Origin of the sequence: Nocardia sp. NPDC051929, assembly GCF_044548645.1 — a bacterium.
GTDB classification, from domain to species: domain Bacteria; phylum Actinomycetota; class Actinomycetes; order Mycobacteriales; family Mycobacteriaceae; genus Nocardia; species Nocardia sichangensis.
In genome coordinates, this window is sequence record NZ_JBIUCG010000020.1 from 88056 (window position 1) to 112338 (window position 24283).

A 24283-nucleotide genomic window follows, 5' to 3' on the forward strand; every position below is an offset into this window, starting at 1 on the left:
GGCGGTAGTAGTGACAGCGAGACAACGGCGTGTCTCCAAACGCTATGTGGCGCAACGAGACCTCTGCTTCATCGAAGGGGTTCAGGGTGCGCCCGTAGCTCTGGTAATCCCTGGTCGGAAGCCGTGAGGGGAGCGAATTGCTCTGCGATGCGCGTGTTTCCGTCGTCCCCTGCCGGGCGCACGATCAGAGAACCACTGGACCTGTCCGACGAACTACGTAAAGATGAGATCTCATCAGCTCGACCAGCACGTTTTTCATTCTGCAAGGAGAATCGGCCCGGAGATGAGAAACCCGGGTCGCCCGGAGTGGACAGGAATCGCATGGCCGAAAGTGGTGGCTCGACCCTCCCTCGCCGTCAGTTGGGCAGGCATCTGCGAAACGGACGGGAAGCGGCGGGATTGACGTTGGCCGACGTCGGCGAACGGATGCAGTGGAGCGTCAGCACCGTTCAGCGGATGGAAGTCGGCAAGACCGAGCGCATTCGCACCGTCGATGTGGAGGCGCTGTGCAAGATCTACGACTTCACCGAGGAGTACACGAACGCACTGGTCGGGCTGGCGAAGCAGGCGAGCGTGAAGTCGTGGTGGCATGAGTTCGGCGACCTGATCCCCGAGAACTTCGATGTGTTCGTGGATCTGGAGGCCACCGCCCGGTCGCTGACCTGGTACGAACCGGAACTCGTGCCGGGGATCTTTCAAACACCCGCGTATGCGAGTGGGCTGATTCGTGCCGGCTACCCGAACGAGACACCGCTGGAACACGAGCGCCGGGTGCACCTCCGACGCAAGCGCCAATCGCTGATCACACGCAAAACGAAACCCGTCACTGTGAATGCGATTCTTCGAGAGTCGGTGCTACGCGGGATGGTCGGTGATGAGCGCATCATGTCGGCCCAGCTCCGCCATCTGGTGGACCTCATGGGGCTGCCCAACGTCACGATCCGCGTGCTCCCGTTCTCGGCCGGATTTCCGATGGGTGTGGCCGTAGGACCATTCGTGATCTTGAAGTCGGGGGGTGACAGCAAGCGACAGCCGAAGGAGCCTACAGTTGTCTACGTTGAGAGCTTCACGGGCGATTTGTACCTGGAGAAGCACAGCGCTGTGAACCGGTATCTCGATGCCTACCGGCGGTTCGAAAGCGCGGCGCTGGACCCGGATCAGAGCAAGCACCTGCTCCGGCAGATAGCAAGGGAGTATGCACCGTGAATACCGATCTCTCCGAGGCGAAGTGGTTCAAGAGCAGCTACAGCGGGGCTGACAAAGCATGTGTCGAAGTGGCTTTTCTCTCGAGAGGCCACGTCGGCGTGCGGGATTCCAAGAACCCGGCGGGTCCAGCGCTTATGTTCTCGCCGGGCGAGTGGGACGCTTTCACCGCTGGCATAGCCCACGGCGCATTCGAGCGCCCTTGAGGCAAGGAAGTTTGCGCCGTGAATACCATCCTCAGCGGGAGTAAGTGGTTCAAAAGTAGCCGTAGCGGGGGCGACAAAGCATGCGTTGAGGTCGCCTTTCTCGCGGGAGGCGGTGTCGGCGTCCGGGACTCCAAGAACCCGAGTGGCCCAGCACTGGTCTTCACTCCAAGCGCGTGGGACACCTTCACCGCAGGCCTGGTCAACGGCGAGTCCGGACGCCCCTAACCTGAGACCTCCGGCACCATCGCTCGGGATCAATCCGCGAGTGGCACATGGCTGTGGCAAAACGCGAGTAGACCTCTCGGTGGTGTGCCACTCGCGGTGCTTGGGTGTGTTTACTTCACCAAGTCGGCGTATTCGCTGTGTTGGGTGATGTACTGCTCCACGTACCAGCAGGTGGGGATGACCGAGAAGCCGGCGGCTCGGGAGTCGGCGAGGGCGTATTCGACGACTTGGGCGGCGACTCCTCGGCCTCGGAATTCGGGGAAGGTCAGGGTGTGGTGGAAGTCGCGGACCTTGGGGTTCTCGCGTTCGGCGTAGTCGGCGTACCCGGCTAGGGTGTCGTCGATGTAGATCTCGAAACGGGTATCGGCGACGTTGTGTTCGAGCCTGGTCGTCATGTCGGGGTAGAACTCCTTGTGCGTGGGGAATGTTCCGTCGCGGTGGTTACAGGATCGTGCCGGGGTTGAGGATGCCGTCGGGGTCGAGGGCGTCCTTGATGCGGCGGGTCAGGGCCATGACGTCGGGGCCGAGTTGGTCGGGCAGCCATGCCTTCTTCAATCGTCCGACGCCGTGTTCACCGGTGATGGTGCCGCCGAGGGCGATGGCGAGGTCCATGATCTCGCCGAAGGCGCGGTTCGCTCGCGCGGTGTGGTCGGCGTCGGTGGGGTCGTGCACGATCAGCGGGTGGGTGTTGCCGTCGCCCGCGTGCGCGATCACCGACACTGTGACCTCATTGCGCTCGGCGATTTCGGCGACGCCGCTCACCAAGTCGCCGAGCCGGGGCAGCGGAACGCCGACGTCCTCGAGCAGCAGCGGCCCGAGCTTCTCCACGGCCGGGATCGCCAGACGTCGGGCGGCCGTGAACGCTTCACCCTCGGCCGGGTCCTCGGTGTGGAAAACCTCTGTCGCTCCTGCTTTCTCGCAGGCCGCCGCCATGATCTCGGCCTCGCGGTAGGCGAATTCGCCGGGGGCGTCGGAGCGCGCGACCAGCAGCGCGGCCGCCTTCCGGTCCAACCCCATCCGCAGCTCGTCCTCCACGGCGTTGATCGACACCGAGTCCATGAACTCGAGCATCGACGGGCGCAGTTCGCCGGTGATGGTCAGGATGGCCTCGGTGGCGGCGGTGAGCGTGGCGAAACTGGCGACGACCGTGCTCTGCGGCGGTTGGGCGGGCAGCAGCCGAAGCGTCAGCTCGGTGATCACGCCCAGCGTGCCCTCGCTGCCGACGAACAGCTTGGTCAGCGACAGCCCGGCCGAGTCCTTCAAACGCGGACCGCCGAGCCGCACGACGGTGCCGTCGGCGAGCACGACCTGCATGCCGAGCACGTAGTCTGTGGTGACGCCGTACTTCACACAGCACAGGCCGCCCGCGTTGGTCGCGGCGTTGCCGCCGATCGAGCAGATCTCGAACGACGACGGGTCCGGCGGATACCACAGCCCGTGCTCCGCGACCGCGCGCTTGACCTCGGCGTTCAGCAGGCCGGGCTGCACCACGGCGGTCCGGGTCACCGGGTCGACGGAGATTTCCCGCATCCGCTCGGTGGTCAGCACGATCGCTCCGTCGACGGCCGTCGCGCCGCCGGACAACCCGGACCCGGCACCGCGAGGAATCACCGGGACGCGATGCGCGCTGGCCCACCGCAGCGTCGCGGCCACGTCGTCGGTGCTGGTGGCGCGCACCACGGCCAGGGCGGTGCCCGCGCCGGGATCGCGCGCCCAGTCCTGGCGGTAGCTCGCCAGCAGGTCGACGTCGGTGAGCACCGCGCCGTCGGGGAGGGCGGCGATCAAGTCATGCAGGTCCACCACCTCACGCTAGCTCCCCGTGCCCGATATTTGCTGATCGGTCGACCGTGCGTGTGTGGCGAACGGACGGCCTGGAATGTGATGTCAGCCGCCACAGTGGTATTACCGCCTACGGGAGACCAGAATGCCGACAGGGGCTTGACTGCTCGGGGCATCGAGTTCTCCTGGCGCCGCCACGTCGTGGCGCCGGCAGTCCATGCGGTTCGCCGCGGAGCACTTGGAGGGATGGAACGGATGCAGGGCGAGCAACCGAGTCGCCGGGAACTGGTCGCCGCGATGTTCTCCAGCGAGTTCGTCGAGGACGGTATAGACCCCGACGTGCTGCGCCGGGTGCACGCGGGCGAGCACGAGGAATGGCTGACCGCGCTGGACCGCTCCGGTGTCTTCGACAAGGAGACCCGCGCCGAGCTGGCCGACCTCTGGCGGCGCGAGCCCCGCGAGTTGCTGGAGGCGCTGCTGGCGGACGCGGACGATGTCGCGCGACGGCGATGCCTGGCGGCATGGGCGAGCCTGGACCACGCCGCGGACGACCCGGGCCAGGCACAGATCGGCTGAGCCACCCCGCGGTCGCCGCCCGCTCATCTGCCGGACATCTGCCGCTGGCACGCTGGTCGCGTGCACGAGCTGTCCGAGACCGCCGACACCATCGCCGACCGGTTCACCCGCTGGTGCGAGTCGGTCGTGCACCGGATGCCGTTCGGGCTGAACCGTCTCGTCCCGCCGACCTTCCTCGGCTTCGCACTGATCAACAGCGGCACCTTCGCCGCCGACTTGGCGCTGCTCACCGTCCTGCACGGCTGGTTCGAACTGCCGGTGTGGTCGTCGGTGACGGTGGCATACGTGTGCGCGTTCGGGCTCAGCTTCGTGCTCAACCGCACGTTCAACTTCCATTCCCACGCGCCGGTCGGCAGGCAGGCCGCGGTGTACGTCGTGGTGGTGGTGGTCAACTACCTCGCGTTCATCCTGGGCATCGGCAGCGGGCTCACCGCGCTCGGCGTGGAGTACCACGTGTCCCGGTTGCTGGCGGGCGCGTGCGAGGCCGTCTACATGTACAGCGCCATGCGCTGGGTGGTCTTCCGCCGCGCGGTCGAGCCGGAACCGGAGCTGGCTCCCGACGCGATGTGAGGTGTCGGCGGTGGAGATGTGCTGCGGACACCTGTATCGCGCTATGAGGAGGCCGCGACCCGGCTGAGTGGCCGCCGGTCTGGACGACTCGCCCTGAATCGACGGACATCGATCGCCGTCGGCTGTCGGACAACGGCTGTGCATCCCATGGGTTGCCACCGCTGGCGGTCGCCCGGGGGTCGTGCGACGACTATGGCCGCTCGGCTGTCGGACGACGGCTGTGGGTTATCCCAGCCACCGCTACCAGTCGCCCGGGGGTCGTGCGACGACGATCGTCGAGCCGTCTTCATGTAGGGAATCGGCGTTGGCGCCTGACGTGACGGGCGATCTCAGCGCCGCGAATGTGGCACTCGACCCCGATCTCGACCCTCGGCCGCCTGCAAGGAGAGCATGTTTATCGTCGTGTCGGACAGCGATCCCGAACTAGAGATCACGACGCCACCGGACTGATCAGCACTTCGGTGCGCGCCCCGTCGACGACGATCACGTCGTCGTCGGTCAGCGCCCAGTGCGCGACGCCTTCGGCGCGGTAGCGAGCCGCGAGGCGAGTGCAGTCGCCTTCGGGGTCGGTGGCCGAATCGATGTGCGGCACGATCCTGTGGTTCACCAAACCCAGTCCGTCCCATTGCGGTTCGACGCCGCAGGCCGGAGCGACCTCGGCCGGATCGTCCACCGCATCCAGACCGTGCAGGTCCGGGGTCAGCACGCAGGCCCCGGCGCTGTAACCGGCGTAGACGAGCGCGTCGGCGGCGAGTAGCCGGGGCAGAACGTGATCCGCGCCGCTGCGGGCGAACTGCGCGCGCAACACGAACGTGTTTCCGCCGCGTACCCACACGAGCGGGAACTCCGCCAGCTTCCGTTCCAGCTCGGCTGCCCGGCCGACGTACTCGCGCAGGTCGAGCACCTCGGGCTGGTAGCCGAGTTTGCGCAGCGGCGCCAGGTCGCTGGTCACCGCACCCGCCCACGCCTGCGGCCAGGCGTCGCAGGCATTGGGGATCAGCGCGACCCGGCCGGGCGGCCCCGCGAGCGTGACGAGCCGGTCGTAGTGCGTGCCGAACCGGTAGCTGGACAGGAACAGTCGCACCGGCGGCTCAGATGGTGAAGGCCAGGTGGCGGACGAGGCGCTGCCCGAGTTCGTCGTCGCCCTCGACGGTGATCTCGCTCGAATGCTCCTCGGCGCTGGTCCGACCGCCGCCGAGACGCACGAAAAGCCGAGAGTCCAAGCCGACCTCGACGGTGGCGGGTCCGTCGAACGCGTCCACGTAGTTCGCCCGGCCCGCCACCTGAATACGCAGGGTTCTGGCCAGCGGACCGGTCAGCGCGAAGGCGATCCGCGCGCCCTCCGGCGCTTCGCCCTTCTTCGCCACCACGCGCGGAATGCCGGCCGCGAACTCGTCGAAGGCCAATTCGCCGCGGGGACCGCCTTCCTCGACCCGCACCCCGAGCGCGTCGGCGATGTCGAGTTCGTGCATCCAGCAGTCGAACAACCGCACCCGCATGAACCTGCCGTAGGTCACCTGCCCGATCGGCGTGACCGTCTCCTTCTCCCATTCGGCGTCGCCCATGGCCGCGAGCGCCGCGCGCCTGCGGTCGATGACGTCGCGATAGAACGCGAGCAGGCGGGCCCCGGACAGCGGGCGCAGCCGGTCGACCCAGATCTCGTTGAGCACCGCGGTCTCGTTGCGCACGTAGGGCAGCGTGCGCACGTCGGTCTTGGCCTTGGTCGGGTCGTGCGCGGGCGGCCGGTCACCCAGCAGGAAGGATTCGGTGCCGATGATGTGGGCGACGACGTCGAACACGCTCCAGCCCGGCAGCGACGACGGGGTGCGCCAGCGATCCTCGTCCAGCGGAGCGACCAGCGCGTCGATCGCCTCCCACTGCCGTGACAGCAGGTCGATCAGCGTGGCCCGATCGAACGTCTCGGTCATCCCTCGGTTTCCTTTTCCGGGCTTGTGCCCTCGTTGTCCAATGCCGCGATCCCTTCCCGGATGGCCGCGGCGGTGGATATCGGATCGTGCGGGCGGCGCAGGAGAAAGCCCTTCGCGAATCGCAGCGTGTCGCCGTGTCTGCGCGGGATCACGTGCAGGTGGACGTGCGGAACGGTCTGGAACGCCGCCGTTCCGTCGTTGAGCACCAGATTGGCGCCGTCGGCGGCGAGGCGGCTGCGCCGGATGGCCAGGGCGAGCCGATGACCGGTCCGGAAGATCTGCGCACCGAGCTCGGCGTCGAGGTCCTCCAACTCGGCGGCGTGCCGCTTCGGTATGACCAGCGTGTGCCCGCGGGCGACCGGCCGGACATCGAGAAACGCGCACAGCGTGTCGTCCTCGTACACTTTCGCCGCCGGTGCCTCGCCTGCCACGATGCGGCAGAAGACGCAGTCGTTCACACGCTGGACCATACGGCGTACGAGCCGAGCGGAACACCCCGGATCGCCGATCAGCATGACGCATGTCACTATGCCGCTGTGGGCCGGGCGTCCCACCAGGTGCCCAACCTCGAGGTTGGTAACGAACTTCTCCGTACGGTCTTGCCGTGTTCACCTGCGGAGACCACGATCACACAGCGAAAAGGAAAAACGGTGGACGCCGCTCGGCGGTCGGCGGCTCCCTCGGTGGCGACCGAGGAACTCCGGCGTCCTAGCGCGATCCGTCCGGCGTGTGTGATGGGCATCTCAGCTAGGCTCACGGCGGGCCAGGTACAGTTGCGAAGATTTGGGCGAACTTACTCATCGGTAACATCGTCCGGTCGTCTGCCCGTTGCCTGAAGCTCAGTAAGAGAAGGAAGTCTGACAAGTGGAGACAACGCAGAGCGTAGGCGATCTGTCGCCGCGCGGCGCGCGTGTCGGTGTCGTTCGCGAATCCAACGCGGGCGAGCGACGTGTCGCTTTGGTGCCGAAAATCATTCCGAGCCTGGTGAAACAGGGTGTGGAAGTTGTCGTCGAGCCCGGGGCCGGGAAAGGCGCGCTGATTCCCGACGAAGCCTATGTGGAGGCGGGTGCGTCGATCGGCGATCCGTGGTCGGCGGATGTGGTGGTGAAGGTCGCCCCGCCCAGTGACGCCGAGGTGGGCAAGCTGTCGTCGGGGCAGACGCTGATCGGTTTCCTCGCGCCGCGCAATGCCGAGAATCAGATCGGTGCGCTGAAGTCGGCGGGGGTGCAGGCGTTCGCGGTGGAGGCGATTCCGCGGATCTCGCGTGCGCAGGTGATGGACGCGTTGTCCTCGCAGGCGAATGTGGCGGGTTACAAGGCGGTGTTGCTGGCGGCGTCGGAGTCGACGCGGTTCTTCCCCATGTTGACCACGGCGGCGGGCACGGTGAAGCCGGCGACGGTGCTGGTGCTCGGTGTGGGTGTGGCCGGTCTGCAAGCGCTGGCCACCGCGAAGCGTCTTGGCGGACGGACCACCGGTTACGACGTGCGCCCCGAGGTGGCCGATCAGGTGCGGTCGGTGGGTGCGCAGTGGCTGGATCTGGGCATCGATGCCGCCGGTGAGGGCGGGTACGCCCGTGAGCTCACCGACGAGGAGAAGGCGAAGCAGCAGCAGGCGCTCGAGGACGCGATCAAGGGCTTCGACGTGGTGATCACGACCGCGTTGGTGCCGGGCCGTCCCGCGCCCCGGTTGGTGACCGCGGCCGCGGTGGAGGGTATGAAGCCCGGCAGTGTGATCGTGGACCTGGCGGGAGAGACCGGCGGCAACTGCGAGCTGACCGAGCCGGGTGAGGTCGTGGTGAAGCACGAGGTGACCATCGCCTCGCCGTTGAATCTGCCCGCGACCATGCCCGAGCACGCTTCGGAGTTGTATTCGAAGAACATCGCGGCGTTGCTGGAGTTGATGCTGGTGGACGGCAAGCTCGCGCCCGACTTCAGCGACCAGGTGCTGGCGGATTCCTGCGTCACCCGTGAGCCGGACGCGCCCGAGGCGCCTGCCGAGGCGACGGGGGCAGCGGAGTCCGCCGAGGCAGCGGCTGTGTCGGAGCCGACCGAGGCGAAGGTGGAGAACTGATGTATACCGAACTTCTGGCGAATATCGCGATCCTGGTGTTGTCGGGGTTCGTGGGTTTCGCCGTGATCTCCAAAGTCCCGAACACGTTGCACACGCCGTTGATGTCGGGCACCAACGCTATTCACGGCATCGTGGTGCTCGGTGCGCTGGTCACCTTGGGCAACGTGCAGGATCCCTCGATCCTGACCCAGATCATCCTGTTCGTCGCGGTGGTGTTCGGAACCCTGAACGTCATCGGTGGTTTCGTGGTCACCGACCGCATGCTGGGCATGTTCAAGAGCAAGAAGCCCGCTGCTCAGAAGGCCGGTGAATGATGCATACCTTCGACAACGTGACCTATCTGGTCAACGGTCTCTACATTGTGGCGTTCTCGCTGTTCATCTACGGTCTGATGGGTTTGACCGGCCCGAAGACCGCGGTGCGCGGCAACTTGATCGCCGCGGTGGGCATGGTGATCGCGGTGATCGCGACGTTGATCTCGATCCGCCACACCAGCAACTGGATTCTGATCGTCGCCGGTCTGGTGGTCGGCGTCGTGCTGGGTGTGCCGCCGGCGAAGTACACGAAGATGACCGCGATGCCGCAGCTGGTGGCCGCGTTCAACGGTGTCGGTGGTGGCACGGTCGCGCTCATCGCGTGGTCGGAATTCATCAACTCCCAGGGTTTCTCGCATTTCGACGAGGAGCCGACGGTGCACATCGTGATCGGGTCGCTGTTCGCGGCGATCATCGGTTCGGTGTCGTTCTGGGGTTCGTTGATCGCGTTCGGCAAGTTGCAGGAGATCCTGCCCGGCCGCCCGATCGGGATCGGGAAGTTGCAGCAACCGTTGAACTTGTTGTTGCTGCTGGGTGCGGTGGCCGCGGCGGTGGTGATCGGTGTCGGCGCCACGGGTGAGGGGGTGTCGCAGCTGTGGATGATCGCGGTGCTGGTGCTCGCGGGTGTGCTGGGGTTGATGGTCGTGCTGCCGATCGGTGGCGCGGACATGCCGGTGGTGATCTCGCTGCTGAACGCGTTGACCGGTCTGTCGGCCGCCGCGGCGGGTTTGGCGTTGAACAACACCGCGATGATCGTGGCGGGCATGATCGTCGGCGCGTCGGGCACCATCCTGACCAACCTGATGGCCAAGGCGATGAACCGGTCGATCCCGGCGATCGTCGCGGGCGGCTTCGGTGGCGGCGGGACCGCGCCGGGCGCCGGTGATGGTGAGCAGAAGCAGGCCAAGGCCACCTCCGCCGCGGACGCCGCGATCCAGATGGCGTACGCCAACCAGGTGATCGTGGTCCCCGGCTACGGTATGGCGGTCGCGCAGGCGCAGCACGCGGTCAAGGAGATGGCTTCGCTGCTGGAGGCCAAGGGTGTGGAGGTCAAATACGCCATCCACCCGGTCGCCGGTCGCATGCCCGGCCACATGAACGTGCTGTTGGCCGAGGCGGAAGTGTCCTATGACGCGCTCAAGGAAATGGACGACATCAACGGCGAATTCAATCGCACCGACGTCGCCCTGGTGATCGGCGCCAACGACGTCACCAACCCGGCCGCCCGTGAGGACTCCTCGAGCCCGATCTACGGCATGCCCGTGCTCAACGTCGACCAGGCCAAGTCGGTGATCGTGCTCAAGCGCTCGATGAACTCCGGCTTCGCCGGAATCGACAACCCGCTGTTCTACGCCGACCACACCTCCATGCTGTTCGGCGACGCCAAGAAATCCGTCGGAGCAGTCACCGAAGAACTCAAGGCCTTGTAGGCCAAGCGTTTCCGCGCAGTGCCCCCTCCGCTGTGGTGTGGAGGGGGCACTGTCGTAATTCGATGGACACCGTGCCCCGCCGCCCCGGATCATTCTCGAAGTGTCCGCACGTCATGAGTCTCTTCGGTTGATCGGTCCCGGGGAGCCCTCGGCCGATCCGGCCGAGCGGCTGCCGTGGACCGTCGTAGTCGATTCCACCTACTCCATCCGCGACGCGATCGATGCCCTCGCGCTCGGTCCGTTCCTGCGCGGCGATCATCCATGCGCGCGCACCGCGCAGCTGGAACGGGTGCGACCGGACGCACCGTTGCGTCCCGCCCGCGGCCGCGTGGTGCGCACCGTACGCGACAACGACAGCGGGGCCGCGCTGGTCGTGGGCCCCGGCTGGTCGCTGCGGTCCGTGCGCTGGTCGGGCGGCTCGGCGATGGTCGAGGTCACCGCCGTCACCGACGCGCTCGCGGACGAGTTGCTCGCCGAGGCCATCCGGGACGCGGCGGCGCCGCCGGAGGTGGGCGAGACCGTCGAAATGGGCTTCTGGCACATGCACAACCACGGTCCGCAGCGGCGTGCGCGCTCGATCACGGCGCCCGAGTGGTCGACGATCCGTGGCAACTACGCGGGGCAGGTCGCCACCGCGCTGGACCGCCTGATGACGCTCACCGCCGACGACGTACGCGGCAGACTGGTGCTGCTGCACGGACCGCCCGGCACCGGCAAGACCACCGCGCTGCGCGCACTGGCACGGGCCTGGGGCGGCTGGTGCCAGCTCGACTGCGTGCTCGATCCCGAGGTGATGTTCGGCAAGCCCGGCTATCTGATGGAGGTGGCCGCCGGTGTGGACAACGCCGAGGAGGGCGTGCCCCGCTGGCGGATGCTGGTGCTGGAAGACTGCGACGAGTTGATACGCGGAGAAGCGAAGGAAGCTGCCGGGCAGGGTCTCTCGCGGTTGCTGAACCTCACCGACGGCATGCTCGGCCAGGGCAGGGACGTGCTCGTCGCCATCACCACCAACGAGGATCTGTCCCGCCTGCATCCGGCGGTGACGCGGCCGGGCCGGTGCCTGGCGCGGATCGAGATCGGGCGGCTGTCCTCCGGCGAGGCGGCGGCTTGGCTGGATCGCGAGCGGCCGGGCGCGGCCACCGCGTTTCCGGACGGCGCGAGTTTGGCCGAACTCGTCTCGGCGCGCGACGGCGAGGCACGGATCGATGCCGTCGCTGTGGACGCGGTGAACCCAGGGCTGTACCTGTGAGAACTCTGGCGAACCGAAGCCTTTGCGCCGGTTGGCGACTCGGTGCGGCGAACCGGGCGGTATCCCACACGGCGGTACGCGCACCGATCGGCTAGATTCCATGGGTTCGCCCGTCGCTTCTGTGCGCACGGAATCTAGCGAGACCCGGGGAGGGGATCCATGACCACACCACCGAATCAACCGTATCCAGGCCAGCCCGGCTATCCGCAGCAGCCGCCTGCCGGTGCGCCGCAGGGCTTTCCGGGCCAGCCGGGAAATCCCGGTCAGCCGCAGGGTTATCCCCAGCCCGGCTATCCCGGTCAGCCGCAGCCGGGCTACCCGCCGCAGGGTGGTTTCCCGCCGCAGCCGGGTTACCCCGGCGGCGGGTTCCCGCCGCCCGGACCCCCGCCCCGACAGAATCGGGGCGGGAGCGGCATCGGCAAGATCCTCGGCATACTCGGCGTCGTCCTGGTGATCGGGTTGCTGATCGTGGGCGCTCGCACCGTGTTCCGCTCGGACGGCGAGAAGATCGAGATCGGTCAGTGCGCGAAGCTGTCGGGCACCACCGTCAAGGCCGAGTTCGAAACCAAGGAATGCTCCGACGCCGAAGCCAATTACGTGGTGGCGCAACGGCTCGACGGGGCGAACGCGGACTGCGCCACCAAGGATTACGCCAGCTACTACCAGACCGGCGGCGACGAGTACACGCTATGCCTGCGGCTGAACGTAAAGGAGGGCGACTGCATCGACGGCGGTTTCCTCGGCGCCAGCACCAAGGTGGCCTGCGGGTCGACGGCGGACTTCAAGATCGGCCGGATCGTGCGGGGCACCGCGGACAAGTCCGCGTGCGGAGCGAAGGCGACCGAGAACGACACCATCGTCTACCCCAAGCCCGAGCCGATCACCATGTGCCTGGTGCCGCCCAAGTAGCGGTTGGGGCTAGCTTGGAAACGATGACGAGCATCGGCGCGCGTTTGCTGCGGACCAGATGGTTCGTGCGCGCGCCGATCGCCGTGTTCCGGGCTCGGCTCGGCTTCCTGTTCGGCGGAGCCTGGACTTCGTGATCCGGTCAGCGTGGCGTGGCGACGACGCTCGCGTACGCGCAGCACAGCAGTACGGCGAGGATCGGCACGACCATCGCCGTGGTCAGCGACATCACGGCGGTGAGCCAGCCGATGACCGTGGGCCCGGCGAGCAAGCCGAGGTAGCCGACGCTGAACACCCGTGACATGTCGGTCGCGGCCGTGCGGGAGCCCAGATTCCCCGCCGCGCTGAAGATCTGCGGGATGCCCCCGGCGAGTCCGAGGCCGGTCAAGGCCCAGCCGAGCAGCGTCAGCGGAATCCACGGCGAGACGACGATCACGGCCAGGCCGATGGCCGCGAGGAGCGAGCCGTAGCGCACCACCGCGACCCCGCCGAAGACGTGGCTGACCCGGTCGGTGGCGAACCGCCCGAGCGTCATCGTGGTGGAGAAGGCGCCGAAGGCCAGGGCCGCGGTAGCGGCGTCGGCGTCCAGATGGTCGCGCAGCTGCAGTGCGCTCCAGTCGGCGGCCACGCCTTCGGCCAAGAGCAGGGAAAAGGCGAGCACGGCCAGCGCGAGCACCTTTCGGCCGCGAGCGCGAGTATCGAGGGAGGTCGTGGCGGGAGCGCGCGATGATCGGTCTCGGTCGAGCCGGTCCGGCGACTGTGCGGTGGACGCCGCATCGGTCCCTGTCGGCATGACGTCGTGCCCGGACGAATCGCCCTGACGCAGCGACACCGTCGCGTCGTGTTCCAGTGGTGCGGCGCCGAATTCGGTCGCGTGGACGGACGAGGCGACGCCGGGGGACTCCGCCGTTTCCGATGCCGTCTCCCGCAGCAAACGCGGCACCAGCGTCAGGACCAGAGCGACGCAGCCCACCGCGGCGACGACCAGGGTCACCCGCACATCCCAGCCCGCCCGGAGCGCGGCGGCTCCGAGCAGGGACCCGACCAGTCCACCGCCGGAGAACAACGCGTGGAAGGCGGCCATGATCGGACGCCGGTAGGCCCGTTCCACATGCACCGCTTGGGTGTTCATCGACACGTCCAGCGCTCCGTTGCCGAAACCGAAGCAGGCCAGCGCGAGCGCCAAGGTAAACGGCCCGGTGGCGAAGCCGGGGCCCACCACCGCGACCGACCCGAAGCACGCCGCGGCGCCGACCAATGTCCTGCTGCCGAACCGATCGGCGAGCGGACCCGCCAGTCGCATCCCGACGATGCCCGCGCCCGACATCAGCAGGATGAACATGCCCAGCGTCGATTTGGCGACCCCAGTGCGGTCGGTGACGACCGGAATGTGCACCACCCACATGGCGAGCAGGAAGCCGTTCAACGCGAAAACCGTGAATACCGCGGCACGCGCCACACGGAACTGACGATCGACCGTCGGGCTCAACACCATTTCGACGGTACCGAGAAAATCCCCACCCCGACCGGACTCGCTCGCGGAACCGGCCCAGGGCGCCGTTGACCTGGTCGTGCGGCCGTGCGGGACGCTCGACACTGCGCGTCACGTCCGCGAGCGAGTCCTTTTCACCATGTGAAACGCGTCACGATGCCGGGACATTCCGGATTCCGCTGACAGCCGTCGCCATGACGTAGTCGGCGAAATCCTTCGGGCTCCGGCCGAGCGCGCGCCGCACTACCTCGGCGGGCTCGGCGTTGCGACCGTCGAGCACCGGTGCCGAACAGGCACGCCATGGCGGCGGGTAGCCCGGAATATCCGGCGCAGTCGAGACGGAACCTGGCGCACCGGCCTGTGACCATGCGTGATCGTCTACTGTGGACGGGTGGATGCGCTCGCCAGTCTGCTCGAAGGCCCTCGCGCTCGCGGCGCGTTCCTGATGTGTTCGCTGCTGGATCCGCCGTGGTCGCTGCGTATCCAGGACGAGGCTCCGCTCACCGTGCTCTCGATGATTCGCGGCGGCGCGTGGATCGTCACCGACCAGGGCGCGCCGCGGCAGCTCGGCGCGGGGGACGTCGCGATCTTCCGTGGGCCCGCGCCGTACACGGTGGCCGACGACCCGGCGACCGAGCCGCAGATCATCATCCATCCCGGTCAGGTGACGAAGACGCCGCAGGGTGAAGTCCTCTGCGAGACACTGAGCCTCGGCGTCCGGCAGTGGGGAACCGACCCGGACGGCGCGACCTTGATGGTCACCGGAACCTATGAGTCCGCGGGCGCGGCCAGCCGTCGCCTGCTGCGCGCGCTCCCGCCGGTGCTGGTGTTGCGGCGCGGCGAGTTCGACAGTCGGGTGCTCGACCTACTGGTCGACGAGGTGATCAAGGACGAGCCCGCGCAGAGCGCGGTGCTGGACCGCCTGCTGGATCTGGTGCTGATCGCCGCGTTGCGCGCCTGGTTCTCCCGCGCCGACGCGCCCGGCTGGTACCACGCCTACGGTGACCCGCTGGTCGGCAAGGCTCTGCGCCTGTTGCAGCACAATCCGGCGCACGGATGGACGGTCGCGGGCCTGGCCGAGGCGGTGGGGATGTCGCGGGCGGCGCTGGCGCGCCGGTTCACCGATCTGGTGGGTGAGCCGCCGATGGCGTTCCTCACCGAATGGCGGCTGGCGCTGGCCGCGGACCTGTTGCAGGAATCCGATGCCACCATCGAGGCCATCGCCCGTCAGGTCGGATACGGCAGCGCCTTCGCGCTGAGCACCGCGTTCAAACGGCACTTCGGGATCTCCCCGCGCGACCACCGGTTGGGCGTGACCGCCACTGAGCTATCGTCGGCCGGGTGACGCAGCAGTATCCGGTGCTCTGGCCGGTGCCGACCCGGTGGGCCGACAACGACCACTACGGGCACGTGAACAACGTGACCTACTACTCGTACTTCGACACCGCGGTCAACGCATGGTTGATGCACGCCACCGGAACCGACATCCGTGACCTGCCCGCGCTCGGCGTGGTCGCGCAGACCTCCTGCCAGTACCTCGGCTCGATCAGCTTCCCGGATCAGTTGCGGGTCGGCCTGCGCGTCTCCCGGCTCGGCCGCTCCAGCATCACCTACGACCTGGCCATCTTCCGCGAGGCCGACGGCGCGCTGGAACTGGCCGCCACCGGTGTCTTCGTGCACGTCTACGTGGACGCCGAGACCCGCAAGCCGGTCGAGATCCCGGAGGTCATCCGCACCGCCGCGGCGGAGCTCGTCACGGACTGACCGGCGGGCGCGTCACACGCGGCTGAGCAAGGTGAGCGGGTCCTCCAGGAATCCCGCGACAGTGGCCAGGAAGCGGGCGGCGAGTTCGCCGTCGACCATGCGATGGTCGAAGCTGACGCCCAGGGTGGTCACCCACCGGATCGCGATCTCGTCGCGCACCACCCACGGCCGCTTGCGAATCGAGCCGAGACACAGGATGGCGGCCTCGCCCGGATTGACCAGCGGGACTCCGGCGTCCACGCCGAAGACGCCGACGTTGGTGATGGTGAACGTGCCGCCGCGCAGCTCGGCGGGCGTCGCGCTGCCCGCGCGCGCGGTGTCGGCCAGCCAGCCGATCTCGCGGGTCAGGTCGCGCAGGCTCAGGGTCTGCGCCTCTTTGATGTTCGGTACCAGCAGCCCGCGCTCGGTGGCCACCGCGATACCCAGGTTGACGTAGTGCTTGGTGACGATTTCCTGAGCCGCTTCGTCCCAGCAGGCGTTCATGCCGGGGAAGTCGGCGAGCGCGGCGAGCGCCGCCTCGGCGACGAGCGGCAGCGGCGTCAAGGCCAGGCCCGCGAAGGATTTCGTACTGCGTAGATGATCGAGTAGTTCCATCGAGGCGGTGCAGTCCGCGGTGACGAACGTGCTGGCCTGCGGGATGGTGCGCGCGCTGGTCAGCATCGCCGCCGCGGTGCGTTTGCGGATGCCGCTGACCGGGGTGCGCTCCTCGCGGGCGGACGGGCGCGCTCCGGCGTCCGCGACGGCGGGCGCGGTGGCCGGACGCGGCTGCGAGACTGGCACCGCGCCGCGCACGTCCTCGACGGTGACCGCGCCGCCTGGGCCGGAACCCGCGATGAACCACAGGTCCAGGCCGAGTTCGCGAGCCAGTTTCCGCGCGGCGGGTGTCGCCGCCGCCCGCGGCGCGCCGAGTACGGTGCCCGGTGGCTGTTCGTGAACCTCCTCCACCAGGCTCTCCGTGCCGTCGTACCGTGCGACGGCGGGTGCCTCTGCCTGGCTGTCCGCGTGGTCGGTCCGTGAGACGGCGGGTGCCTCTGCCTGGCTGTCCGCGTGGTCGGTCCGCGAAACGCCCTGCGCCTCTGCCTGGCTGTCGGCGTCGTCGGACCGCGAAACGCCGGGCTGTGCGGGAGGACGCCGCCGAGACGTCGCCTCCGCCTCAGGGCCGTAGCCGACCAGGACCGACGTGCGCCCCGTGTCGCTCGGCGTCTCTTCCGCTCCGGCCGCCTGTATCCGAATGAGCGGCGACCCGACCGCGACGGTGTCGCCCGGCCGCGCCAGCAATTCGACCACGCGGCCCGCGAACGGCGACGGTAACGAGACGACCGCCTTGGCCGTCTCCACGTCGGCGATGGCCTGGTTCAGCTCGACCGTGTCGCCCTCGGCCACCGCCCACGACACCAGTTCGGCGTCGGTCAGCCCTTCGCCGAGGTCCGGCAGCCGGAATTCCAGCACGGACGCCGGAAGATCATGGCCGACCGAGTTTTCCACGCGGCACCTCTCACTACGGCGAGCCCGCCTCACGCGGCGAGGGAACGGTCGACCGCGTCGAGAATGCGGTCGGGGTCGGGCAGATGGTGCTTTTCGAGCTTAGCCGGGGGGTAGGGGACGTCGAATCCGCCGACGCGCAACACGGGCGCTTCCAGGTGATAGAAGCAGCGCTCGGTGACGCGGGCGGCGATCTCCGCGCCGAGCCCGGCGAATACCGGCGCCTCGTGCGTGACGATCAGCCGCCCGGTCTTCGCGACCGACTCCTCGACGGTGTCGAAGTCGATCGGCGAGAGGCTGCGCAGGTCGATCACCTCGAGTGCGTGTCCCTCCCGCGCGGCGATCTTCGCGGCCGTCAGCGCGGTCGCCACGGTCCCGCCGTAGGCGACGACGGTCGCGTCCGCGCCTGTCGTGCACACGCGCGCGCGATCCAGCGGCAGGCCGCCGTCGCGGTCGAGCGCGGCGAAATCGACGTCGGCCTTGTCCCAGTACCTGCGTTTGGGTTCGAAGAAGATCACCGGATCGTTCAGCGCGATCGCCGCGCGAATCATCGAGTACGCGTCGGCCGGGTTGCTCGGTGTCACGACGCGCAGCCCGGCGGTGTGCGCGAAATACGCCTCGGGTGATTCGGAGTGGTGCTCGACCGAACCGATGCCGCCGCCGAACGGGATGCGAATAGTCAACGGCGCGTTGACCTTTCCCTGGGTGCGGTAGTTGATCTTGGCCACGTGCGAGACGATCTGGTCGAACGCGGGATAGACGAATCCGTCGAACTGGATCTCGCACACCGGCCGGTAGCCGCGCAGCGCCATGCCGAAAGCCGTTCCGATGATGCCGGATTCGGCCAGCGGCGTATCGATGACGCGATTGTCGCCGAAGTCCTTCTGCAACGTGTCGGTCACCCGGAACACTCCGCCGAGGCGCCCGATGTCCTCCCCCATCAGCAAGACCTTCGGATCGTCCTCCAGCGCGCGGCGCAGGCCGGTGTTGAGCGCGGCGGCGAAGGTGGTGATCATCGCGGGACTCCTTCTCCTCGTGCGGAGGGCCCGCCGGGATCGCCGGCCAGGTACTCCGCGTACGCCCTCCGCTGTTCGGTGATCAGCGGATGCGGGGTGGTGTAGACGTGCTCGAACAGTTCGCTCGGCGCGGGATCGGGCATGTCGATGGTCGCGCGGCGCACCACTGCCGCCATCTCGTCCGACCGCTGGGCAACCCGCGTGCCGAACGCGTCGTCCCAGTGGCCCTCGCGCTCGAGCAACCTGCGGATACGGTCGATCGGATCGCGCCGCGCCCATTGCTCGGTCTCGGCGGCCGAACGGTAGCGGGTGGGATCGTCCGCCGTGGTGTGCGGACCCATCCGGTAGGTGAGCGCCTCGATGAACGACGGGCCGCCGCCGGTGCGCGCCCTGGCGATCGCCTGCCTGGTCACGGCGAGGACGGCGAGCACGTCGTTGCCGTCGACCTGCCTGCCCGGCATGCCGTAGCCGTACGCGCGGCGGGCGATCGGCGTCGCGCTCTGCACCCGCACCGGTGCGCTGATCGCCCACTGGTTGTTCTGGCAGAAGAACACCACGGGCGCGCTCCAGGTCGCGGCGAACCCGAGCGCTTCGGCCAGATCGCCCTGGCTGCTGGCGCCGTCGCCGAAGTAGGCGATGGTGGCTGTCTCCGCGCCGTCCATGTGCGCCGCGAACGCGTAGCCGGTGGCGTGCAGCCCTTGGGAGCCGACGACGATGTTGGGGTTGGTCATGTTCACCGCGTGCGGATCCCAGCAATGATGGGCGGCGCCGCGCCACAGCCGGGTGAGATCGGTGGGCGGCACGCCACGGCAGTAGGCGACCGCCGTTTCGCGGTAGCTGCAGAACACGTAGTCGTCGGGATGCAGCGCGTGCGCGGAGCCGACCTGGGCGGCCTCCTGCCCGAGCATGGGCGCCCACAGGCCGAGCTGACCTTGCCGTTGCAGCGCGGTGGCCTCGATGTCGATCCGACGGGCCACCACCATGTCCTCGTACAGCGCCCGCAGGTCGTCCGGCCCGATGTCGGCGACCAGCGCGGCGTGCTCGCGATCGAGGACGCGACGGCCGTCCGGCTGTACCAGTTGCACCGGATACTCGGATTTGCCCGGCATGAGTGATCGCCTCCTCGCCAGGTGTTCGACAGGTCGGATTGTGTCCTATCTCACAGCATCCACCCGAATGCGAACTGCGCAAGTGGTCGGCCGTCGGATGGGCAGAATGCTCAATTGCGACCCGCACGGTGGTGTCATACTGCGTGGTATGACCAGAGAAACCGCCGGTGTGAGCCTGGACGCCACCGACGCCAGGCTGTTATTGGAACTGGTCGCCAATCCCCGGGCGACAGGTGTCGAGCTGGCTACTCGGCTCGGCCTGTCCCGCAACACCGTGCAGGCTCGATTGTCCCGCTGGGAGGCCGGTGGCGTGCTGGGCAGCTTCGAGCGGCGCGTCGAGCCGCGCGCGCTCGGCTATCCGCTCGCGGCGTTCGTCGCGGTCGTCGTGGACCAGCACCGGCTGGATTCGGTGGTGGACGAACTGGCCGAGGTGCCCGAGGTGACCGAGGTGTGCGGCATGACCGGACTCACCGATCTCACCGTGCGGGTGGTCGCGCAGGACGCCGACGACCTGTATCGCATCGCCGGGCAGATCCTCAAGATCCCCGGCGTCGAGCGGACGAACATGGCGCTGGTGATGCGCGAGCTGGTCGGTCCGCGTACCGCCCCATTGCTCGACCGCTTGGCGAAATCGGGCTGAATATCCTTGACCTCGAGTGCGATCGAGGTTTCAGGATGGCGGCATGACGCATGACGGAATGACCGTGATCGATACCATCCGGCTGCCGCTCGACGGGGCGAACGAGTACATCGCGCAGTGGCGCGAGCGCGCCGGTAAGGTCAGCCGGGCACCGGGCTTCCGTTCCGCCCGTATGCACCGCGCGACCTCCGCCGACGCGCCGCTGCCGTTGGTCATGGTTGCGGAGTGGGACAGCGTCGCCGCCAGGGACGCGGCGCTGCGCGACTCCGCGTTCCGCGCGTCGGCCCGAGCCGCCGGTGCCAAGGCCGAGGTCGTCGGCAGCGAGTACCGGGTCGCCGCCGAATATCGCTCCGCTGTGCACTCGGACGGACCCGGCATCACCTTCGTCAACGTCTTCGAACTGCCCGCCGAACACTTCGAGGAATTCCTGGCCCACTGGCGAACCAGGGCCGAGCTGATGAGCGCGGCCCCCGGCTTCCGCGACAATCGCCTGCACCGTGCGCTCGACCCCGCCGCGCGGTACACGGCGGTGAACGTGGCGCACTGGGACAGCGCCGCCGCGTGGCGCAGCGCGACGGAGAATCCGGCGTTTCAGCGGCGGCTCGCCGCCGCGCCCGGGTTCGCCACCGCACACCCGCAGCTCTACGAGGTGGTCGCGGGCTTCCCGGCGGAAGACCGGTGATGTCCCGTTAGGGTGCGGGGATGGAGATTTCGGGCAAAGTTGCCATTGTCACGGGGGCGGGCGCGGGGATCGGGGCGGCATTGGCCGCCCGGCTCGTCGCCGCCGGTGCGCGCGTGGTGCTCGCCGACCTCGACGGTGCGAGCGCGGCGCGGGTCGCGGAGTCTCTCGGGGCGGACGCCGTCGCCGTCGGCGGGGACGTGGCCGACGAGGCGGTGATCCGCGCGTTGATCGAGCGCGCCGAGGCGCAGTTCGGGCCGGTCGACCTGTACTTCGCGAACGCGGGCATCGGCGGCGGCGCGGGTCTGGACAGCACCGACGAGCAATGGGCGGCGGCGCTCGAGGTCAACGTGATGGCCCACGTCCGCGCCGCGCGGCTGCTCGTCCCCGGCTGGCTGTCCCGTGGTGGTGGTTATTTCGTCGGCACGGCGTCGGCGGCAGGGCTGCTCACCCAGCTCGGCTCGGCCCCCTACGCGGTGTCCAAGCACGCGGCCGTCGGTTTCGCGGAATGGCTGTCGGTCACCTACGGCGACCGCGGAGTGCGGGTGAGCTGCGTGTGCCCGATGGGTGTGGATACGCGGCTGCTGCGCGGCGGCCTCGTTCCGCCGGAGCACGCCGCCGAGGCGGAACTCGCGGTGAAGGCCGTCACCAGCGCGGGCGAGGTGCTGTCCCCGGAGGAGGTCGCCGAGATCGTGCTCGCCGGGGTGACCGACGAGCACTTCCTGATCCTGCCCCACCCCGAGGTGCTGAAGATGTACCGCCACAAGGGCTCCGACTACGACCGCTGGATCGACGGCATGCGGCGCTTCCAGGCCGCGCTCCAGGCCTGAGCAGCTGCCTCGCCTTCGCTCGGCCCGGTGCGGGCTGTGGACGGACTGCGTCCGGCTGCGCCTTTTGTGCAGCTGCCTCGCCTTCGCTCGGCCCGGTGCGGGCTGTGGACGGACTGCGTCCGGCTGCGCCTTCTGAGCAGCTGCCTCGCCTTCGCTCGGCCCGGCGACTAACGCAGCACTTTGCGCACCACGAGTCCCGCGAGTAAAGCCCAGAAGGCGGCGCCGATCCCCGCGAAGCCGACGCCGGAGGCGGCGATCAGGAACGTCACCACGGCGGCTTCGCGGTGTTCGGAGCGCAGCGCCGCGCCGAGGGCCGCGCCCAGGGTCGCCAGCAGGGCCAGGCCGGCCACTGTTTCCAGGGTTCCGGCCGGGGCGGTCGCGATCAGCGTGACCACGGCGGCCGAGCCCAGCGCGAGCAGCAGGTACATCGCGCCCGCCGTGAATGCCGCGATCCAGCGCCGCTTCGGGTCCGGATGCGCCGCGGGGGCCGCCGCGAGCGCGGCGCTGATGGCGGCGAGATTGATCGTGTGCCCGCCCGCGGGCGCTCCCACGACGGTGCCGAGACCGGTGACCGTCATCGCCGCGCGCCATGGAACCCGGTAGTCGAACGAGGCCAGCACCGCGGTGCCAGGGATGTTCTGCGAGGCCATGGTGACGATGTAGAGCGGGATCGCGACGCCGATCAGCGCCTGCCAGCTCCAGTGCGGCAGCGTCAGTTCCAGTCGCGGAGCCATCGCGCCGACGTCGAGATGACGGTGCTGCACGACGATGCTCACGCCGGCGGCTACCGCCGCGGTGACAAAGGCCGCGATCACCGCCCAACGCTGGGCATATCGTTGCAGCACGAGCCAGACCAGGATCACCGGCGCCACCACCGCCGGACTCGTCTGCACCGCCCGCACCGGCGCCAGGCACAGCGGCAGCAGAACTCCGGCCAGCATGGCCTGCGCTATCTCCACCGGGATCGCCGCGACCAGGGTGCCCAGCCGCTGCCAGAGTCCGGTGACGACGATCAGCACCCCCGTCACCACGAACGCTCCGATCGCGGCGGGCCAGCCTCCCGCCACCGCGCCCGTCCCGGCCAGCAGCGCCGCGCCCGGTGTGGACCAGGCCAGCGTGATCGGCATGCGGTAGCGGTAGCTCAGCGCCATCATGCCGATCGCCTGGGTGACGCACAGCGCCAGCAGACCCGACGCGGCCTGCGCGGAGCTCGCCCCGACCGCGGTCGATCCGCTCAGCACCACGGCGAACGAGCTGGTGAATCCGACCAGGGCCGTCACCACGCCCGCGCCGAGTGGCGGCGCCAGCCCCGCTCCCGCCCGTTCGGGTTCCCGCGTCGCGGTGGTCTCGGTGGTGGGTACGTTCGACACCGGTCGGATATTGCCGCTGGTCACGGACGCGTGTCGCCTGCCAGTGCCCCGAAACTGGACTGAACTCGAGCCGGTGTGCGGCACGGGCGAGAGTGTTCGGCGACATCGGCACATTCGGGTGCGTAGGGTGGGGAGTCGGTGCGCGAGGACGCGATTCGGGACGAGGAGCTGAGTTGAGCGCGGTACTGATCTCACCGGAGGAGCTTCGGGAAGCGTTGCCGGACAAGCGGCTTCGCCTACTGGATGTGCGATGGGCGCTGGGCGATCCGGACGGGCCGCAGCACTATCTCGCCGGCCACGTTCCCGGCGCGGTGTTCGTCGACCTGGAAACCGAGCTGGCCGCGCCGCCGTCACCCGCGCGCGGCAGGCATCCGCTGCCGGAGCCCGCGCAACTGGAGAAGTGCGCGCGCAGCTGGGGCCTGTGCGAGGGCGACCCCGTGGTGGTCTACGACGCCACCGGCGGCATGGCCGCCGCGCGCGCCTGGTGGCTGCTGCGCTGGGCGGGTGTCGCGGACGTGCGCATCCTCGACGGCGGGCTGCCCGCCTGGATCGACGCGGGCGGGTCCGTCGCGACCGGCGCGGAACCCGACCCCGAGCCGGGCGATGTCGAAGTGCGTCCCGGTCACCTGCCCGTGATCGACGCCGACGCGGCGGCCCGCTGGAAGGGCGTGCTGCTGGACGCCAGGGCCAGCGAGCGCTTCCGCGGCGACGTGGAGCCGATCGACCCCCGCGCCGGGCACATCCCCGGCGCGCTGAGCGCTCCAACCGCCGACAACCTCGACGCGGACGGGCGCTTCCGCGCCGTCGCGGAACTGCGCGACCGCTTCGCCGATTTCGGATCCGGGCCGGTGGCCGTGTACTGCGGTTCCGGTGTGACAGCGGCGCACCAGGTCGCCGCGCTCGCCATCGCGGGCGTGGAGGCGGCCTTGTATCCCGGGTCGTGGTCGCAGTGGTCGAACGATCCGAAACGGCCGGTCGCGACCGGTAACTGACGCCTTACAGCCAGGCCCGGGCCAGGAGATCGTCGTCGACGACCTCGCTCGCCCGGGGCGGGAACCGGGTGGCCGCGATCGACTCGATATGCGATCCGTCGTGCCCGATCACCCACGAGCCGCCGCGCTCCTCGCATTCGGCGATCTTCGCGAAGGTGGTGAGCAGGAACGTGATCGCCTCGCGCGGGTCGGTGGTGCGGGCCAGCCGCTGGGATTCACCTGGGCGCGACAGGTCAAGCCACACCCCGCACTGCCCGTCGAGCCGCATGCCGACGATCTTGTCGGCATGCACGAAGGTGAATTTGCGCCGTTCCCACGTGGTCGTCGGTGTGAAGCTCTGCTCGAGAACCTGGAGCAGAATCGTCATGCTGCTTCCTCCGCTTCCTTGACACCAAGCTGCGGTTGTTCTGCGATGACCTGCGGATATTCCAGTATGTGCCGGTTGGGCGCAGA

At 68.7% G+C, this 24283-nt stretch carries 27 protein-coding genes; 16 read left to right on the forward strand and 11 right to left on the reverse strand.

Annotated elements, in window-relative coordinates:
* Nucleotides 1–321 precede the first annotated feature (321 nt).
* Genes ACIHAX_RS26395 through ACIHAX_RS26405 form a run of 3 tightly spaced genes read left to right on the forward strand, consistent with a single transcriptional unit; the run spans nucleotide 322 to nucleotide 1634 of the window.
* Nucleotides 322–1206: a helix-turn-helix domain-containing protein gene (locus tag ACIHAX_RS26395; RefSeq protein ID WP_397280141.1), complete on the forward strand. Its 885-nt coding sequence runs from the start codon at nucleotides 322–324 to the stop codon at nucleotides 1204–1206.
* Entirely contained in the window at nucleotides 1203–1409 is a 207-nt protein-coding gene (locus tag ACIHAX_RS26400) for a DUF397 domain-containing protein (RefSeq protein ID WP_397280143.1), read from the forward strand. The genes ACIHAX_RS26395 and ACIHAX_RS26400 overlap by 4 nt, the downstream gene beginning before the upstream one ends.
* An 18-nt stretch (nucleotides 1410–1427) precedes the next feature.
* A complete protein-coding gene (locus ACIHAX_RS26405) occupies nucleotides 1428–1634 on the forward strand; it encodes a DUF397 domain-containing protein (protein WP_397280145.1) in 207 nt (68 codons plus the stop codon).
* A gap of 110 nt (nucleotides 1635–1744) precedes the next feature.
* Here ACIHAX_RS26405 and ACIHAX_RS26410 read toward each other — a convergent pair whose 3' ends face one another.
* Entirely contained in the window at nucleotides 1745–2029 is a 285-nt protein-coding gene (locus tag ACIHAX_RS26410; protein ID WP_397280147.1) for a GNAT family N-acetyltransferase, read from the reverse strand.
* A 46-nt stretch (nucleotides 2030–2075) separates the two neighbouring features.
* Nucleotides 2076–3434, reverse strand: coding sequence for an FAD-binding oxidoreductase (locus ACIHAX_RS26415; RefSeq protein WP_397280150.1), 1359 nt, complete (start codon nucleotides 3432–3434; stop codon nucleotides 2076–2078).
* Between the two features lie 225 nt (nucleotides 3435–3659).
* Here ACIHAX_RS26415 and ACIHAX_RS26420 point away from each other — a divergent pair, with 225 nt between their 5' ends.
* Complete coding sequence (locus ACIHAX_RS26420) at nucleotides 3660–3989, forward strand: hypothetical protein (RefSeq protein WP_356964590.1); 330 nt, start codon at nucleotides 3660–3662, stop codon at nucleotides 3987–3989.
* A 60-nt stretch (nucleotides 3990–4049) separates the two neighbouring features.
* Nucleotides 4050–4559 (forward strand): GtrA family protein, encoded by a 510-nt coding sequence (locus ACIHAX_RS26425; RefSeq protein WP_364433166.1) that lies wholly within the window; start codon nucleotides 4050–4052, stop codon nucleotides 4557–4559.
* Nucleotides 4560–4989: 430 nt separating this feature from the next.
* Here the strand turns inward: ACIHAX_RS26425 and ACIHAX_RS26430 are convergent, their stop codons facing one another.
* From ACIHAX_RS26430 to ACIHAX_RS26440, 3 genes are read right to left on the reverse strand one after another with little or no spacing between them, the layout of a single operon-like run.
* Nucleotides 4990–5643: a Type 1 glutamine amidotransferase-like domain-containing protein gene (locus ACIHAX_RS26430; RefSeq protein ID WP_397280153.1), complete on the reverse strand. Its 654-nt coding sequence runs from the start codon at nucleotides 5641–5643 to the stop codon at nucleotides 4990–4992.
* 7 nt (nucleotides 5644–5650) lie between these two features.
* Nucleotides 5651–6487, reverse strand: coding sequence for a maleylpyruvate isomerase family mycothiol-dependent enzyme (locus tag ACIHAX_RS26435; protein WP_356964585.1), 837 nt, complete (start codon nucleotides 6485–6487; stop codon nucleotides 5651–5653).
* Nucleotides 6484–6945: an HIT family protein gene (locus ACIHAX_RS26440; protein ID WP_355073595.1), complete on the reverse strand. Its 462-nt coding sequence runs from the start codon at nucleotides 6943–6945 to the stop codon at nucleotides 6484–6486. Before ACIHAX_RS26440 ends, ACIHAX_RS26435 begins: the two co-directional genes overlap by 4 nt.
* A gap of 406 nt (nucleotides 6946–7351) precedes the next feature.
* Here ACIHAX_RS26440 and ACIHAX_RS26445 point away from each other — a divergent pair, with 406 nt between their 5' ends.
* The 5 genes from ACIHAX_RS26445 to ACIHAX_RS26465 all read left to right on the forward strand — a co-directional run bounded on the left by ACIHAX_RS26445 (nucleotide 7352) and on the right by ACIHAX_RS26465 (nucleotide 12459).
* On the forward strand, nucleotides 7352–8557 hold the full coding sequence (locus tag ACIHAX_RS26445; protein WP_355073597.1) for a Re/Si-specific NAD(P)(+) transhydrogenase subunit alpha: 1206 nt from the start codon (nucleotides 7352–7354) through the stop codon (nucleotides 8555–8557).
* Nucleotides 8557–8871: an NAD(P) transhydrogenase subunit alpha gene (locus tag ACIHAX_RS26450; RefSeq protein ID WP_063023007.1), complete on the forward strand. Its 315-nt coding sequence runs from the start codon at nucleotides 8557–8559 to the stop codon at nucleotides 8869–8871. The genes ACIHAX_RS26445 and ACIHAX_RS26450 overlap by 1 nt, the downstream gene beginning before the upstream one ends.
* A gap of 17 nt (nucleotides 8872–8888) precedes the next feature.
* Nucleotides 8889–10301, forward strand: coding sequence for an NAD(P)(+) transhydrogenase (Re/Si-specific) subunit beta (locus ACIHAX_RS26455; protein WP_355073773.1), 1413 nt, complete (start codon nucleotides 8889–8891; stop codon nucleotides 10299–10301).
* Nucleotides 10302–10401: 100 nt separating this feature from the next.
* Nucleotides 10402–11550, forward strand: coding sequence for a DUF5925 domain-containing protein (locus ACIHAX_RS26460; protein WP_364433154.1), 1149 nt, complete (start codon nucleotides 10402–10404; stop codon nucleotides 11548–11550).
* Between the two features lie 159 nt (nucleotides 11551–11709).
* Nucleotides 11710–12459 (forward strand): hypothetical protein, encoded by a 750-nt coding sequence (locus ACIHAX_RS26465; protein WP_356969366.1) that lies wholly within the window; start codon nucleotides 11710–11712, stop codon nucleotides 12457–12459.
* A 139-nt stretch (nucleotides 12460–12598) separates the two neighbouring features.
* On the opposite strand, the gene ACIHAX_RS26470 is transcribed toward ACIHAX_RS26465, so the two are convergent.
* Nucleotides 12599–13951, reverse strand: a complete 1353-nt coding sequence (locus ACIHAX_RS26470) for an MFS transporter (RefSeq protein ID WP_397280157.1) — start codon at nucleotides 13949–13951, stop codon at nucleotides 12599–12601.
* 388 nt (nucleotides 13952–14339) lie between these two features.
* Here ACIHAX_RS26470 and ACIHAX_RS26475 point away from each other — a divergent pair, with 388 nt between their 5' ends.
* Nucleotides 14340–15293, forward strand: coding sequence for an AraC family transcriptional regulator (locus ACIHAX_RS26475; RefSeq protein WP_397280159.1), 954 nt, complete (start codon nucleotides 14340–14342; stop codon nucleotides 15291–15293).
* On the forward strand, nucleotides 15290–15712 hold the full coding sequence (locus ACIHAX_RS26480) for a thioesterase family protein (protein WP_364433143.1): 423 nt from the start codon (nucleotides 15290–15292) through the stop codon (nucleotides 15710–15712). The genes ACIHAX_RS26475 and ACIHAX_RS26480 overlap by 4 nt, the downstream gene beginning before the upstream one ends.
* A gap of 12 nt (nucleotides 15713–15724) precedes the next feature.
* Here the strand turns inward: ACIHAX_RS26480 and ACIHAX_RS26485 are convergent, their stop codons facing one another.
* Genes ACIHAX_RS26485 through pdhA form a run of 3 tightly spaced genes read right to left on the reverse strand, consistent with a single transcriptional unit; the run spans nucleotide 15725 to nucleotide 19319 of the window.
* On the reverse strand, nucleotides 15725–17197 hold the full coding sequence (locus ACIHAX_RS26485; RefSeq protein WP_364433140.1) for a dihydrolipoamide acetyltransferase family protein: 1473 nt from the start codon (nucleotides 17195–17197) through the stop codon (nucleotides 15725–15727).
* Between the two features lie 29 nt (nucleotides 17198–17226).
* Nucleotides 17227–18210, reverse strand: coding sequence for an alpha-ketoacid dehydrogenase subunit beta (locus ACIHAX_RS26490; RefSeq protein WP_397280163.1), 984 nt, complete (start codon nucleotides 18208–18210; stop codon nucleotides 17227–17229).
* Nucleotides 18207–19319, reverse strand: coding sequence for a pyruvate dehydrogenase (acetyl-transferring) E1 component subunit alpha (gene pdhA / locus ACIHAX_RS26495; RefSeq protein ID WP_356969376.1), 1113 nt, complete (start codon nucleotides 19317–19319; stop codon nucleotides 18207–18209). The genes ACIHAX_RS26490 and pdhA overlap by 4 nt, the downstream gene beginning before the upstream one ends.
* Before the next feature lie 148 nt (nucleotides 19320–19467).
* Here pdhA and ACIHAX_RS26500 point away from each other — a divergent pair, with 148 nt between their 5' ends.
* The 3 genes from ACIHAX_RS26500 to ACIHAX_RS26510 are packed head-to-tail and all read left to right on the forward strand — an operon-like array spanning nucleotide 19468 to nucleotide 21468.
* Nucleotides 19468–19959: an Lrp/AsnC family transcriptional regulator gene (locus ACIHAX_RS26500; protein ID WP_355073615.1), complete on the forward strand. Its 492-nt coding sequence runs from the start codon at nucleotides 19468–19470 to the stop codon at nucleotides 19957–19959.
* Nucleotides 19960–20002: 43 nt separating this feature from the next.
* Entirely contained in the window at nucleotides 20003–20641 is a 639-nt protein-coding gene (locus tag ACIHAX_RS26505; RefSeq protein ID WP_379252139.1) for an antibiotic biosynthesis monooxygenase family protein, read from the forward strand.
* A 20-nt stretch (nucleotides 20642–20661) separates the two neighbouring features.
* Nucleotides 20662–21468, forward strand: a complete 807-nt coding sequence (locus ACIHAX_RS26510; protein ID WP_364433131.1) for an SDR family oxidoreductase — start codon at nucleotides 20662–20664, stop codon at nucleotides 21466–21468.
* Between the two features lie 167 nt (nucleotides 21469–21635).
* Here ACIHAX_RS26510 and ACIHAX_RS26515 read toward each other — a convergent pair whose 3' ends face one another.
* Nucleotides 21636–22838 (reverse strand): benzoate/H(+) symporter BenE family transporter, encoded by a 1203-nt coding sequence (locus ACIHAX_RS26515; protein ID WP_397280166.1) that lies wholly within the window; start codon nucleotides 22836–22838, stop codon nucleotides 21636–21638.
* A 185-nt stretch (nucleotides 22839–23023) separates the two neighbouring features.
* Between ACIHAX_RS26515 and ACIHAX_RS26520 the strand changes: the two genes are divergently transcribed.
* Complete coding sequence (locus ACIHAX_RS26520; protein ID WP_397280213.1) at nucleotides 23024–23830, forward strand: sulfurtransferase; 807 nt, start codon at nucleotides 23024–23026, stop codon at nucleotides 23828–23830.
* A 4-nt stretch (nucleotides 23831–23834) separates the two neighbouring features.
* Here the strand turns inward: ACIHAX_RS26520 and ACIHAX_RS26525 are convergent, their stop codons facing one another.
* Entirely contained in the window at nucleotides 23835–24197 is a 363-nt protein-coding gene (locus ACIHAX_RS26525) for a hypothetical protein (RefSeq protein ID WP_355073623.1), read from the reverse strand.
* Between the last annotated feature and the right edge of the window lie 86 nt (nucleotides 24198–24283).

Excerpts from the sequence above, each read along its gene's own strand:
- pdhA (WP_356969376.1), bottom strand. The coding sequence starts at position 19,319 with ATGCCGGGCAAATCCGAGTATCCGGTGCAACTGGTACAGCCGGACGGC.
- ACIHAX_RS26435 (WP_356964585.1), bottom strand. The coding sequence starts at position 6,487 with ATGACCGAGACGTTCGATCGGGCCACGCTGATCGACCTGCTGTCACGG.
- ACIHAX_RS26470 (WP_397280157.1), bottom strand. The coding sequence starts at position 13,951 with ATGGTGTTGAGCCCGACGGTCGATCGTCAGTTCCGTGTGGCGCGTGCC.
- ACIHAX_RS26490 (WP_397280163.1), bottom strand. The coding sequence starts at position 18,210 with ATGATCACCACCTTCGCCGCCGCGCTCAACACCGGCCTGCGCCGCGCG.
- ACIHAX_RS26505 (WP_379252139.1), top strand. The coding sequence starts at position 20,003 with ATGACGCATGACGGAATGACCGTGATCGATACCATCCGGCTGCCGCTC.
- ACIHAX_RS26465 (WP_356969366.1), top strand. The coding sequence starts at position 11,710 with ATGACCACACCACCGAATCAACCGTATCCAGGCCAGCCCGGCTATCCG.
- ACIHAX_RS26395 (WP_397280141.1), top strand. The coding sequence starts at position 322 with ATGGCCGAAAGTGGTGGCTCGACCCTCCCTCGCCGTCAGTTGGGCAGG.
- ACIHAX_RS26500 (WP_355073615.1), top strand. The coding sequence starts at position 19,468 with ATGACCAGAGAAACCGCCGGTGTGAGCCTGGACGCCACCGACGCCAGG.
- ACIHAX_RS26410 (WP_397280147.1), bottom strand. The coding sequence starts at position 2,029 with ATGACGACCAGGCTCGAACACAACGTCGCCGATACCCGTTTCGAGATC.
- ACIHAX_RS26450 (WP_063023007.1), top strand. The coding sequence starts at position 8,557 with ATGTATACCGAACTTCTGGCGAATATCGCGATCCTGGTGTTGTCGGGG.
- ACIHAX_RS26510 (WP_364433131.1), top strand. The coding sequence starts at position 20,662 with ATGGAGATTTCGGGCAAAGTTGCCATTGTCACGGGGGCGGGCGCGGGG.
- ACIHAX_RS26525 (WP_355073623.1), bottom strand. The coding sequence starts at position 24,197 with ATGACGATTCTGCTCCAGGTTCTCGAGCAGAGCTTCACACCGACGACC.
- ACIHAX_RS26420 (WP_356964590.1), top strand. The coding sequence starts at position 3,660 with ATGGAACGGATGCAGGGCGAGCAACCGAGTCGCCGGGAACTGGTCGCC.